Genomic DNA, 14,358 nt, shown 5'->3' on the forward strand with positions numbered 1-14,358 from the left:
TACGAGCCTGCGTCACTGCTGGTCCCTCCACATTGCTTCGAGCATGGTGATCTGATCCTGGTCGAGGTCGACCAGGTCGAGGTCCGATGGGGTGTGTCCCCCGGTGGTGCCCCCGTCCGCCCAGGCGGCCAGGGTGTCCAGCGCGGTCAGCCAACCGTCGGCGATCTCACTGACCGTCGTCTGCGGCAGGGCCTCGCCCGCCCAGATGAAGGAGGCGGTCAACCGGGGCCCGTCCGGGCCGGCGGCGATCTCCGCGTTGATCTCCAGCGCATGGGAGAGCGGAGTCTCGGGATCGGGTCGCGCCGCGATGGCGTCCGACTCATCGGCCGGACCCCACTCGGACGCGGCGGCTTCGGCCGTCTGCCGACCGAGGTAGTTCCACAACAGTTCGGGGCGGGCGCCCGCATCGAAGAGGCGTGCCGTGGATGCGTTGGCATACCGCAGCAACCCGGCCCCCACACCTCCGTCGGGCACGGCCCGCAATAGCTCCTTGACCTCCTTCAAGGCGGCCCCGGCATCCTCCTGCCCCGCGAGCACCGCCACCGGGTCATAGGCGCCAGCACCCAGCCGCAAGGGGTAGAGACTGGTGAACCAGCCGACCGTACGGGTCAGATCCGCACCTGGCAGCGACTCCTGCTCCCGGCCGTGGCCCTCCAACTCCACGGCGACTCCGGTACCGCCGGTCGAGCGTCCGGCCCGCGCCGCCCAGTCGCCTACGGCCAGTGCCAACGCGGTCAGGAGGGTGTCATTGACCGTGCCGTGGAACGCTGAGGGCACCGCCTCCAACAGCGGCGCCGTACGCTCCGCCGACAGCTCCACCGTCAACTCGCGCGCACTGGCGACGGTGTCCCGGTCACCGCGCAGCGGCCGATCAGTCAACAGCCGGTCGCACACGTCCGCGTCCAACCAGCGCTCCACCTCGGCGAGACGCCGCGGATGGTGTGCCTCGGCCAGCAGATGGGTGTTCCAGGCGCGCAGCGATGTGCCCACCGGATCCAGGACGGGGGCCCGCCCGGCCGCCACGGCCTCGTGGGCGGCCCGGAGATCGGGCAGCAGGATCTGCCACGACACCTCGTCGATCACCAGATGGTGGGCGATCACGAGCAATCTGCCGGATTCGCCCGGGCCGCGGTCGAACCGGACGGCCCGCACCATCCGGCCGGCGACGGGATCGAGATCGGCGCCGGCCCGCACCGATGCATCGGCGATCAGCCGACGCAGGGCCTCCCCGGTGAGGGGCACCCCGTCCGCTCCGATCCCCGGCACGGTGCTGAGGCAGGCCGCGGCGTCCACCGAGCCACGGGGGCGTACTTCCGCAGCCCAGACACCCGGCCGCGGGACCGACAGCACCTGCCGCAGCCCGTCGTGATGGTCCAGCACGGCTTGGAGCGCCACCACCAACTGCTCCTCCCGCACACCGGCCGGCAGCACCAACAACCGGGCCTGGCTGAAGCGCTCGAACGGGCCACCGCGCGAGGCGAACCACTGGGCGATCGGCGGCAGCGGCAGTGCACCCACACCGTCGTCCACCGGTCGGGCGGCAGGAGGTGAACCGTCCGCGACCTTGGCGACGGAGACCAACTGCGCGGGCGTCGGGTGCTGGAAGACCTGCCGGGCCGTGATCGTCACCCCGGCCTTGCGGGCCAGGCTCACCCATCGGATGGACACGATGCTGTCGCCACCGAGTTCGAAGAAGTTGTCGTCCGGCCCGACGGCCGCCCTGCCGAGCACCTCTCCCATCAACCGGGTGAGGACGCCCAACGGGCCCTCCCCCTCCCGCGGCGGCGCGGTCGACGCGGGCGTCACCGGCGTCGGGGCCGGCAGCGCACGACGGTCCAACTTGCCGTTCACCGTGGTCGGAAGGGCGTCGAGGGACAAGAACACCGACGGGACCATGTACTCGGGCAACCGCTCGGCCGCCCTCCTGCGCAGCGCGTCGACATCCCACGGCGCTCCGGCGGCCGGCACCGCGTATGCCACGAGCTGACGCACCCCCGGCACGTCCTCCCGGACCACGACCACCGCGTGCGCCACCTGCGGTGCCTCCGACAGCACGGCTTCGATCTCACCCAACTCGATCCGGAAGCCACGCAGCTTCACCTGATCGTCCGCACGGCCGAGGTACTCCAACTGCCCATCGTGCCGCCAGCGGGCCAGATCGCCCGTGCGGTACATCCGACCGCCCGGCACACCGAACGGATCGGCGACGAACCGCTCCGCCGTCAATGCGGACCGTGCCACATACCCGCGTGCGAGCTGATCGCCCGCCAGATACAACTCGCCCCCGACACCGGGCGGTACCGGTCGCAGACCCGCATCGAGCACGTACACCCGGGTGTTCCACACGGGTGCCCCGATCGGGGCCGAGGCGGCTTCCGCGGCCGACGAGCCGGGAGGGCAGGAGAACGCGGTGACGTCCACCGCCGCCTCCGTCGGCCCGTAGAGGTTCTCCAACGCGATCGGCGTGCCCCCGCCCGACGATGCGTGGAACCTGGCCACCAGATCGCCCGGAAGCGCCTCGCCGCTGCACACCACCAGCCGCAGCGACGGGCAGGACAACACCTCCACCTCACCGAGGAACGCCTGCAACATCGACGGGACGAAGTGCAGCACACTGATGTGCTGCTCCCGGATCAGCGCGGCCAGGTACTCCGGGTCCCGGTGGCCGTCGGGACGCGCGATCACCAGCGGGGTGCCCTCGGCGAGCGGCCAGAACAACTCCCACACCGACACGTCGAAGCTCGCCGGTGTCTTGTGGAGCACCCGGTCATGGGCGGTCAGCCCGTAGGCGCCCTGCATCCAACGCAGCCGGTTCACGATCGCGCCCTGGGTCACCAGGACGCCCTTGGGGCGGCCGGTGGACCCCGAAGTGAAGATCACGTACGCGGGGTGGTGCGGCAGCAGCGGCGCGACCCGTTCCGTGTCGTCCAGGTCGTCGCCGGGTAGGGACGCGAGCTCCGCGCCGATTCCCGGCGCGTCCAGGACGATCGGCTCCACACCCGCTGGCAGCACGGCAAGCGCGGTGCGTTCGGTGATCACGCAGATCGGGTCCGCGGTGTCCACCATGTACTCCAACCGGTCGCCGGGCAGCGACAGGTCCAACGGGAGGTAGGCGCCACCGGCGCGGACCACCGCATGGACGGCCACCAGCAGCTCGAAGGACCGCGGCAGGGCGACACCGACCACCGACTCGGGACCGACTCCCCGGCCGATCAGCAAGCGGGCGAGCCGGTTCACCCGGGCGTCGAACTCGCCCCGGGAGAGCTCGACGCCCTCATGGACCAGAGCGGGCCTGGAGGAGGCCGCGGTGGCACCGGCCGACACCAGCGCCGCCAGGGTGCCGGGTCCGCTCAGGACCCTTCGGGTGTCGTTCCAGTCCGAGAGCACGCGCCGGTGCTCCACCGGCTCCAGCACCTCGATCTCACCGACCCGCACGGTCGGGTCCGCGGCCACCGCATCCAGGAGGCGCAGCAGACGTCCGACGAGGGCTTCGGCACCGGAACGGTCGAAGAGGTCGGTCGCGTACCGGATACCGCCCGACAGCTCCCTGCCACCGTCGGTGGCGGCGAACGCCACTTCCAGGTCCACCTTCGATCCACCGATCTCCAGCGGCACTTCCTCCGCGGGCAACCCGAGGAACTCGTCCACCTCGGATGCCACGGCGTAGTACGTCACCATGGTCTGGAACAGAGGATTGCGCGACCGTGACCGCTCTGGGTCCACCGCCTCCACCACCGCTTCCAACGGCAGATCCGCCTGGGCGAACGCGCTCAGGCCCGCGTTCCTTACCCGCTCCACCAGTTCCGTGAAGGTCGGTGCGCCCGATACGTCCGCCCGTACCACCAGCGTATTGAGGAAGAAGCCGATGAGTCCGTCCAGCGACTCGTCGCTCCGACCGGACACCGGGCTGCCGAGGGGGATGTCGTCACCTGCGCCGAGTCGGTGCAGCAGGGCCGCCACCGCCGCGTGCACCACCATGAACATGGTCGCGCCCGACCCACGGGCGATCCTGGTCAGCGCCTCGGTTGTCGCAGACGACACCGTGAACGGCACCACATCGCCGTCCTGGCTGGGTGTGGGGGGTCGGGGGCGGTCGGTGGGGAGGGGGATTTCTTCGGGGAGGTGGGCGAGGGTGGTGCGCCAGTGGTTGGTTTGTTGGTGGGTGAGTGAGGTGGGGTCGTGGGGGTCGCCGAGGAGTTGGCGTTGCCAGAGGGTGTAGTCGGCGTATTGGATGGGGAGTTCGGTGAAGTGGGGTGTGTGTCCGTTGGTGCGGGCGGTGTAGGCGGTGTTGAGGTCGGTGAGGAGGGGGCCCATCGACCATTCGTCGGTGGCGATGTGGTGCATCAGCAGCACGAGGAGGTGCTCCCCGCCGTCCGAACTCAGCAGGAAGACCCTCAGCGGGAGGTCCACCGCCAGGTCGAAGACCTCACGACACCTCGATAGCGCCTCGTCGACCAATCGGTCGGCTGCCACCTGACGCACGCTGAACGGCACGCCCACCTCGTCCGCGCGAAGAATGCGCTGGTGGGGTTCGCCGTCCCGCTCCCCATAGAGGGTGCGAAGGATCTCGTGCCGGGCGACGAGGTCCCGGACGGCGGCTTCGAGTGCCACTGCGTCGACTGCGCCGCGCAACCGAAGGGCGAAGGGCACGTTGTACGCGGCACCAGGCCCGCGGACGCTGTCGATCAGCCATATGCGCTGCTGCGCGGGGGAGAGGGGGAGTGGGTCGGGTCGGGTGGTGGCGGTGAGTGCGGGGCGCTGGACGGTGGACCGCTTGGCGAGCCGGGAGTCGAGAGCGGCAGCCGTCCGGGCCTCGAACACATCCCGGATTCCACACTCCACGCCCAGCGCGGAACGTATCCGGGCGACGACCCGGGTGGCCAGCAGCGAATGCCCACCGAGCCGGAAGAAGTCATCATCCACACCGACCGACGGCATCCCCAGTGCGTCCGCAAAGATGCCCGTCAGGATCTCTTCGCCTGTGGTGTGTGGGGGGCGGGTGGTGGGTGTGTTGGTGTGGGTTGGTGGGGGGAGTTGGGTGTGGTCGATTTTGCCGTTGATGGTGGTGGGGAGGGTGGTGAGGGGGATGATGTGGGTGGGGATCATGTAGTCGGGGAGGGTTTGGGTGAGGGTGTTTCGTAGGGTGGTGGGGTTTGCTGTGCCGGTGATGTAGGCGGTGAGTTGGGTGGTGTGGGGGTTGGGTTGGTGGGTGGTGATGGTGGCTGTGGTGACGTTTGGTTGGTTGGTGAGTGCGGTTTCGATTTCGGTGAGTTCGATGCGGTAGCCGCGGATTTTGATTTGGTGGTCGGTTCGGCCGTGGTATTCGATGTGGCCGTTGGGGCGTTGGCGTGCGAGGTCGCCGGTGCGGTACATGCGGGTGCCGGGTGGGCCGTAGGGGTTGGCGGTGAAGCGTTCGGCGGTGAGGGTGGGGCGGTTGTGGTAGCCGCGGGCGAGTTGTGGTCCGGAGAGGTAGAGCTCTCCGGTGGTGCCGGGGGGTACGGGTTGGAGGTGGTTGTCGAGGATGTGTGTGTGGGTGTTGTCGAGGGGGTGGCCGATGATGGGTGTGGTGCTGTGGGTGGTGTTTGCGGTGAGGGCGTCGACGGTGAATTCGGTGGGGCCGTAGTAGTTGATGGTGTGGGTGTTGGGGTGGTTGGTGTGGAGTTCTTGCCAGAGGGTGTGGGGGACGGCTTCGCCGCCGAGGAGGAGGAGGGGGAGTGGGTTGGGGGTGTTGAGGAGTCCGGTGTGGAGGAGTTCGTGGGCGTAGGAGGGGGTGATGTCGAGGGTGTGGATGTGGTGTTGGTGGACGTAGTGGGTGACGGTTTCGGCGTCGCGTCGGTCGTATTCGTCGAGGATGTGGAGTTCGTGTCCGGCGATGAGCCAGAGGAGTTGTTCCCAGGAGGAGTCGAAGGAGAAGGAGGCGGTGTGGAGTGCGCGGATGCGGTGGCCGAGGCGTTGGGTGGTGGGGTGGTAGAGGTGGCGTTCGTGGTCTCGGTAGAGGTGGGTGAGTCCGCGGTGGTGGAGGACGACTCCCTTGGGGCGCCCGGTCGATCCTGATGTGTAGATCACATACGCGGCCTGATCAGGCAGTACCTCGGCCAGTGGGCCTTCGGTGAGGGCGGCGAGTTGGGTCAGGGTCTCTGTCGAGTCCAGTACCAGGCGGGGTACTCGTGGGGATTCCGGTATGTGATGGGTGGTGGCGGTGGTGGTGAGGATGTGGGTGGGGTTGGCGTCGGTGAGGAGGTATTCGAGTCGTTCGGTGGGGTAGTCGAGGTCGAGTGGGAGGTATGCGGCGCCGGCTTTGAGGACGGCGAAGGTGGCGATGATGGTGTCTGCGTTGCGGGGGAGTGCGAGGGCGACGATGGTTTCGCGGCCGATGCCTTGGTTGATGAGGTGTTGGGCGAGTTGGTCGGATGCGGTGCCGAGTTCGGCGAAGGTCATGCGGGTGGTGCCGGCGACGATGGCGGTTTCGTCGGGGGTGGCGGTGATCTGGTCGGCGAGGATGTCCATGATTGTTGTGGGTGGGACGGGGTGTTCGGTGCTGTTCCACTCGGCCAGCAGGGCTCGTTCCGCCGTGCTGATCAGCTCGAAGTCGGAGATCTTCTGGCCGGGGTCGGCGACCGCTTGCCCCAGCAGCCGCACCAGCCGGTCCGCCAACCCCTCCACCGTCGACCGATCGAACAGATCCGTCGCGAACCGCACCCCGCACGTCATCGCATCCGCACCGCTGTCCGTCCGCACCCGACGGAAGAGAATGTCCAGGTCGAACTTTGCCGCCCCCGAGCGAATGGGAAGTTCGGTGGCTTCGGTCCCGAACAACCTGGTCAGATCCGGGCCACCACCCTCGTACGCCACCATCGTCTGGAACAGGGGGTGCCGGGTGAGCGAGCGCTCCGGGTTCAGCGCCTCCACCACACTGTCGAACGGCAGATCGGTGTGATCCAGGGCGAAGAGGTCGCTCTCCTTGATCCGGTCGAGGAGTTCGGCGAAGGTCGGGGTGCCGGCGAGGTCGGTGCGCAGGACCACCGTGTTGACGAAGAAGCCGATGAGTGCGTCGAGTGCTTCCTCGCCGCGGCCGGCGACCGGGCTGCCGAGGGGGATGTCGTCGCCTGCGCCGAGTCGGTGCAGCAGGGCCGCCACCGCCGCGTGCACCACCATGAACATGGTCGCGCCGCTCTCCTGCACCAACTCATCCATCCGGGCCACCAGGTCGACCGGGAGCGAGACCTCCACCGTGTCCCCCTGATGGCTGGGTGTGGGGGGTCGGGGGCGGTCGGTGGGGAGGGGGATTTCTTCGGGGATGTGGGCGAGGGTGGTGCGCCAGTGGTTGGTTTGTTGGTGGGTGAGTGAGGTGGGGTCGTGGGGGTCGCCGAGGAGTTGGCGTTGCCAGAGGGTGTAGTCGGCGTATTGGACGGGGAGTTCGGTGAAGTGGGGTGTGTGTCCGTTGGTGCGGGCGGTGTAGGCGGTGTTGAGGTCGGTGAGGAGGGGGCCCATCGACCATTCGTCGGTGGCGATGTGGTGCATCAGCACCATCAGCACATGGTCGTCTTCGGCCACCTTCAGCAGGGAGACCCTCAGCGGCAGGTCCTCCGCCAGCGAGAAAAGTTCGGTCGCGGCGAGTTCCACGGTCTCCGTCAGCCAGGCGGCCGGTACATCCACGGCGTTGAACGGTACGGAGACCTCGTCCGGGCTCAGGACGTGCTGGTGGGGCTCGCCCTCGCGCTGACGGATGACGGTACGCAGGGTTTCGTGTCGGGCGATGACATCCCCGACGGCACTCTCCAGCGCACTCACATCGAGGGTGCCGCGCAACCTCATGGCCAGGGGAAGGTTGTAGGTGTCGCCCGGACCTTCCATCTGATCCAGGAACCACAGCCGCTGCTGCGCATAGGACAGGGGGAGTGGGTCGGGTCGGGTGGTGGCCGTGAGTGGGGGGCGCTGGATGGCGGACCGCTCGGCGAGCCGGGCGGCCAGGGCCGCCACCGTCCGGGCCTCGAACACATCGCGCACCGAGCACTCGGCGCCGGTTGCACGAATCCGGGCGACCACCCGGGTGGCCAGCAGGGAGTGCCCGCCCAAAGTGAAGAAGTCGTCCTCTGCGCCCACGGACTCCAGGCCCAACACCTCGGTGAAGGCACGCGCTACTACCCATTCCCCTGTGGTGTGTGGGGGGCGGGTGGTGGGTGTGTTGGTGTGGGTTGGTGGGGGGAGTTGGGTGTGGTCGATTTTGCCGTTGATGGTGGTGGGGAGGGTGGTGAGGGGGATGATGTGGGTGGGGATCATGTAGTCGGGGAGGGTTTGGGTGAGGGTGTTTCGTAGGGTGGTGGGGTTTGCTGTGCCGGTGATGTAGGCGGTGAGTTGGGTGGTGTGGGGGTTGGGTTGGTGGGTGGTGATGGTGGCTGTGGTGACGTTTGGTTGGTTGGTGAGTGCGGTTTCGATTTCGGTGAGTTCGATGCGGTAGCCGCGGATTTTGATTTGGTGGTCGGTTCGGCCGTGGTATTCGATGTGGCCGTTGGGGCGTTGGCGTGCGAGGTCGCCGGTGCGGTACATGCGGGTGCCGGGTGGGCCGTAGGGGTTGGCGGTGAAGCGTTCGGCGGTGAGGGTGGGGCGGTTGTGGTAGCCGCGGGCGAGTTGTGGTCCGGAGAGGTAGAGCTCTCCGGTGGTGCCGGGGGGTACGGGTTGGAGGTGGTTGTCGAGGATGTGTGTGTGGGTGTTGTCGAGGGGGTGGCCGATGATGGGTGTGGTGCTGTGGGTGGTGTTTGCGGTGAGGGCGTCGACGGTGAATTCGGTGGGGCCGTAGTAGTTGATGGTGTGGGTGTTGGGGTGGTTGGTGTGGAGTTCTTGCCAGAGGGTGTGGGGGACGGCTTCGCCGCCGAGGAGGAGGAGGGGGAGTGGGTTGGGGGTGTTGAGGAGTCCGGTGTGGAGGAGTTCGTGGGCGTAGGAGGGGGTGATGTCGAGGGTGTGGATGTGGTGTTGGTGGACGTAGTGGGTGACGGTTTCGGCGTCGCGTCGGTCGTATTCGTCGAGGATGTGGAGTTCGTGTCCGGCGATGAGCCAGAGGAGTTGTTCCCAGGAGGAGTCGAAGGAGAAGGAGGCGGTGTGGAGTGCGCGGATGCGGTGGCCGAGGCGTTGGGTGGTGGGGTGGTAGAGGTGGCGTTCGTGGTCTCGGTAGAGGTGGGTGAGTCCGCGGTGGTGGAGGACGACTCCCTTGGGGCGCCCGGTCGATCCTGATGTGTAGATCACATACGCGGCCTGGTCGGGGTGGATGTTCCCGAGAGGTCCTTCGTTGAGGTGGGACAACGTGGCCACGGTGTCGGGGTCGTCGAGGATCAGTTGTGGAATCGATCCTGGTATGTGGTGGGTGGTGGCGGTGGTGGTGAGGATGTGGGTGGGGTTGGCGTCGGTGAGGAGGTATTCGAGTCGTTCGGTGGGGTAGTCGAGGTCGAGTGGGAGGTATGCGGCGCCGGCTTTGAGGACGGCGAAGGTGGCGATGATGGTGTCGGCGTTGCGGGGGAGTGCGAGGGCGACGATGGTTTCGCGGCCGATGCCTTGGTTGATGAGGTGTCGGGCGAGTTGGTCGGATGCGGTGCCGAGTTCGGCGAAGGTCATGCGGGTGGTGCCGGCGACGATGGCGGTTTCGTCGGGGGTGGCGGTGATCTGGTCGGCGAGGATGTCCATGATTGTTGTGGGTGGGACGGGGTGTTCGGTGCTGTTCCACTCGGCCAGCAGGGCTCGTTCCGCCGTGCTGATCAGCTCGAAGTCGGAGATCTTCAGGCCGGGGTCGGTGACCGCTTGCCCCAGCAGCCGCAGCAACCGGTCCGCCAACCCCTCCACCGTCGACCGATCGAACAGATCCGAGGCGTAGAACACCTCAAGGTCGAGTTCATCGCCATGGGCCGAGTCGGAGAACGTGATGTCCAGATCGAACTTGGTGACACCTGGGTCCACCCGATCCACCCGGGCATCGAGGCCGAACAGCCGTTGGACGTCCTGGGTGACGGTGCTGTGCGACACCATGGTCTGGAAGAGGGGGTGCCGGGTGAGCGAGCGCTCCGGGTTCAGCGCCTCCACCACACTGTCGAACGGCAGATCGGTGTGATCGAGCGCGGCGAGATCCGTGGTGCGGACCCGGTCGAGGAGTTCGGTGAAGGTCGGGGTGCCGGCGAGGTCGGTGCGCAGGACCACCGTATTGACGAAGAAGCCGATGAGTCCGTCGAGTGCTTCGTCGCCGCGGCCGGCGACCGGGCTGCCGAGCGGGATGTCGTCGCCCGCGCCGAGTCGGTGCAGCAGGGCCGCCACCGCCGCGTGCACCACCATGAAGACGCTGCTGCCGCTCTCCCGGGCCAGCCTCCTCACCCCTGCCGCCAGCTCCGTCGGAACCGTCCGGTGCACCATGCCGCCGGCGTTCGTCGCCACGGCCGGCCGTGGACGGTCGGTGGGCAGCGTCAACTCCGCTGGTACTCCGCTGAGTTCGCCACGCCAGAAGGCTGTCTGCCGGGCTGCGAGCGACTGGGCGTCCGTCGGGTCACCGAGCAGGTCCCGCTGCCACACCGCATAGTCGGCGTACTGGACCGGCAAAGCGGTGGTGTTGGGCGATTGGCCGGCGACCCCGGCCGCATAGGCCCGCTCCAGACCGCCGAGGAACGGCCCCATCGACCATTCGTCGCTCGCGATGTGGTGCATCAGCACCACCAGGGCGTACGCCCCGGCGTCGGCGTCCCGCAGCAGGGTGACCCGTAGGGGTGGTTCCACCGACAGGTCGAAGAGATGGCCCAGCGCGATGCGGGACTCCTCGTCGAACCGCGCGGCCGACGTCTCCACGACCCGCAGTTCCACCGCGGCCTCCGCCATGGTGAGGACACGCTGTCGGGGTTCGCCGTCCACATCGACGAAGACCGTGCGCAGCGATTCATGGCGGGACACCACGTCCCAGAGGGCCGCGTTGAGGGCGACGGCGTTCACCGGTTCGTCGAACCGGGCCACGAAGGGGATGTTGTAGGTGGCGCTGGGGCCCTCCATCTGGTCCAGGAACCACAGCCGCTGCTGTGCGTAGGACAGGGGCGACAGTTCCGGCCGGTCGGTGGCGGCCGTCAGGGCGGGGCGGCCGACGGCGGAGCGCTCACCCAGTCGCAGTGCCAGTGCGGCGACCGTCCGTGCCTCGAACACATCGCGGATGGTGCAGTCGGTGCCCAGCGCGGTACGCGTCCGGGCGATCACCCGGGCGGCGAGGAGCGAATGCCCGCCGAGGGAGAAGAAGTCGTCCTCGGGCCCGACTCCCTCCACCCCGAGCACGTCCGCGAAGATCCCGGTCAGGATCTCCTCACGGGCGCCGCGCGGCCCTCGGCCCGTGGTGCTCGTCAACCCCTCTAGGTCGGGCGCCGGCAGCGCGCGACGGTCGATCTTGCCGTTGGCGGTGAGCGGGAAGGCGTCCAGGACGACTACCGCGGAGGGCACCATGTATTCGGGCAGGCGCTCGGCCACCACCTGGCGCAGTGCGGCGGGTTCCGGGGCCGCACCCTCGACAGCGGTCACATAGCCGACGAGATGGTGTACTCCGGGCCGGTCCTCGCGCACCAGGACCACGGCACGTCCCACCGAATCGGGGGAGCCGAGGGCGCTCTCGATCTCGCCCAGTTCGATGCGGAAGCCCCGGACCTTCACCTGGTCGTCCGCGCGGCCGATGAAGTCGATGCGACCGTCGAGGCGCCGCCGCACCAGGTCGCCGGTGCGGTACATCCGGCTGCCCGGCTGCCCGTACGGGTCGGCGACGAAGCGCTCGGACGTGAGTGAGTACCGTCCGAGGTATCCACGTGCCAACTGGGCGCCGGCAAGGTAGAGCTCCCCGGGGCGGCCGATCGGCGAGGGGCGCAGCGCGCCGTCGAGGACGTATGCGCGGGTGTTCCAGAACGGGGTGCCGATGTCGGGGACGCCCGTGTGCTCCGGGTCGAGCGTGTGGGAGGTGGCCCAGATGGTGACCTCGGTGGGGCCGTAGACATTGGTGACCGAACGGGCGGATCGGGCCAATCGTTCGGCGAGGTCGGCGGGCAGGGCCTCACCGCCGACGAGGACCGTGATCCGGTCCAGGGTGGCGGGGCCGCCGTCCTCCAACAGGGCGTGCCACAGCGAGGGGGTGGCCTGTACGACGCTGGGTCGGTGGGTGTCGATGAACGAGGACAGGGCCGCGGGGTCGCGAACGGTGTCCCGATCCGCGAGGACCACGGTCGCACCGCTGATGAGGGGTGTGTAGATCTCCAGTGCGGCGATGTCGAAGGAGATGGTGGTGACGGCGACCAGCCGGTCGCCCGCCGCCATGGCCAGTTCCTCGGCCTGCATCTGGAGGAAGTTGGTCAGCGCCCCGTGCGGGACGACGACTCCCTTGGGGCGCCCGGTGGAGCCCGAGGTGTAGATGACGTACGCGGGGTGGTCGCCGTGGACCGGTCCGCTGGGTACCGGGCGTCGGTCGGCGAGCTCGGCGAGGGTGTCGGGCGCGTCCAGGACCACGGTGTCCACCCCCCGTACGTCGGGGGCGGCTGCGGCGGAGTCGAGGGTGGTCAGCACGCACACCGGACGGGAGTCCTCGACCATGAACTCCAGCCGGTCGGCGGGGTAGTCGAGATCCAGCGGAAGGTAGGCTCCCTGGGCCTTGAGGACGGCGAGTACGGCCACCAGCAGATCGGCGCTGCGGGGCAGGGCGAGCCCGACGATCGACTCGGGGCCAACCCCCCGGGCGACGAGCAGCGCGGCGAGCCGTCCCGAGCGGTCGTCGAGTTCGGCGTAGGTGAGGGTGGTGTCGCCCGCGATGACGGCGGGCAGTTCGCCCCGGGCGATGACCTGTTCTTCGAAGGCGTCGACGACGGTGCGCTCGGTCGTGGGGTGTGCGGTGGTGTTCCAGGCGTCGACCAGCTGGTCGCGGTCGGCGGCGGGTACCAGGTCGTGGCTGCCGACGGGCGCGTCCGCGGGTCCGGCTGCGATCTCGTCCAGGAAGTGCGCGAACTCGGCGCACCGTGCGGCCAGGGCCGGTGCGTCGTACGCCCGGGGGTTCCCGTCGAACTCGAAGCGCAGGCGCCGTTCGGCCGCGTCGTGGTAGAGGCCGAGGGTGAGGTCGTCGACGGGCCCGGCGGCCACGTTGTGGACCGTGCCGGGTGAGTCGGCGAAGTCGAGGGCGTTGTCGAACGCCTTCACATTGACCATGGGGCCGAGGAGGCCCCGCTCCCGGCCGACGAGCCCGAGGTCGCGGTGGATGTCCTCGGCGCGGTAGCGCTGGTGGCGGCGCAGGGCCCTGATGTCCGCGGCGACCTCGGAGACGAGTGCGGACAGGGGAGCGTCGGGACGGACGGAGATCCGCAGCGGCAGCACATTGACGACCATCGCGGGCACCTTGAGCGCGACGGAGCCGAGACGGGCCATGGCCGGCAGCGAGAGCAGGACGTCACGACTGCCGGTGGCGCGGTGCAGATAGGCGGCGAAGGCCGCGGTGACCACATCGGCCCAGCTGGAGCGGGCAGCGCGGGCGATGGCGAAGAGTCCGGCGGTGGTTTCGGGGGAGAGGGTGGCAGTCTCCCGACGGAAGGCGTGGGAGGCGGCGAAGGTGGCTCCGCTGAGCGGCTCCGGCTCGGGACGGTCCGCGAGGCGGGTGCGCCAGTAGTCGCGGTCTTCGGCCCATTGGGACGAGTTCCGGTAGGCGTGCTCCTCCTCGATGACGGAGGTGAGCGGGCCGAAGGGGCTCGGTGCCGGTTCATCGCCGCAGACCAGGGCCGTGTAGATCTCGGCGGTGCGACGGCTGATCAGGGAGAAGCCGTAGGCGTCTAGGGCGATGTGGTGGACGCGCTGGTACCACCAGGTGCGGTCGGGGCCGATGCGGTGGAGCGCGAAGTGGAACAGGGGTTCTGTCGCCGGGTCCGCCGGAGTGTCCATGTCGACGCGCATCGAGGCCAGTGCCGCGGCCACGGGGTCCGCGGCATCCGTGTGGTCGACGACGTCCAGTCCCCGCCAGTGGTGGGCGCTCTGCGGGAGTTGGTGCGGTTCGCCGTCCTCACCGTCGGACTCCTCGAAGCGTACGGTCAGCGCCGTGGTCTCGGCGATCGTTCGGCGCACGGCACGCTCGAAGAGCGTGCTGTCGAGGGTTCCGTCGATCTCGATGTACTGACCGACGTTGTAGACGGGGGAGAGGGCGTCGAGCCGCTGGCCGTACCAGACGCCGGTCTGGGCCCCGGTGAGAGGAAGACGCTGGGAAGCACGCTCGGTCATGGGGATCTTGCTCCAGGGGTCGGACGCGGCGGGATCGGTGGGGGGCGGTCGGGGATGGCCGACGGGGGCGACGGGCATTGAGGCCCCGTGGGTGGGGGTGCGTCGACCGTCCGG

Annotated in this window: 1 protein-coding gene; it reads right to left on the reverse strand. The window is 68.9% G+C overall.

Annotation, left to right across the window (positions count from 1 at the left end):
- Positions 1 to 12: 12 nt before the first annotated feature.
- Complete coding sequence (locus OID54_RS30050) at positions 13 to 14,244, reverse strand: non-ribosomal peptide synthetase (protein ID WP_329024599.1); 14,232 nt, start codon at positions 14,242 to 14,244, stop codon at positions 13 to 15.
- Positions 14,245 to 14,358: the final 114 nt, after the last annotated feature.

It is taken from the genome of Streptomyces sp. NBC_00690, from assembly GCF_036226685.1.
Taxonomy (GTDB): Bacteria; Actinomycetota; Actinomycetes; order Streptomycetales; family Streptomycetaceae; genus Streptomyces.

Bases quoted from the DNA above. Each gene is read 5' to 3' on its own strand.
- OID54_RS30050 (WP_329024599.1), bottom strand. From the start codon at position 14,244: ATGACCGAGCGTGCTTCCCAGCGTCTTCCTCTCACCGGGGCCCAGACC.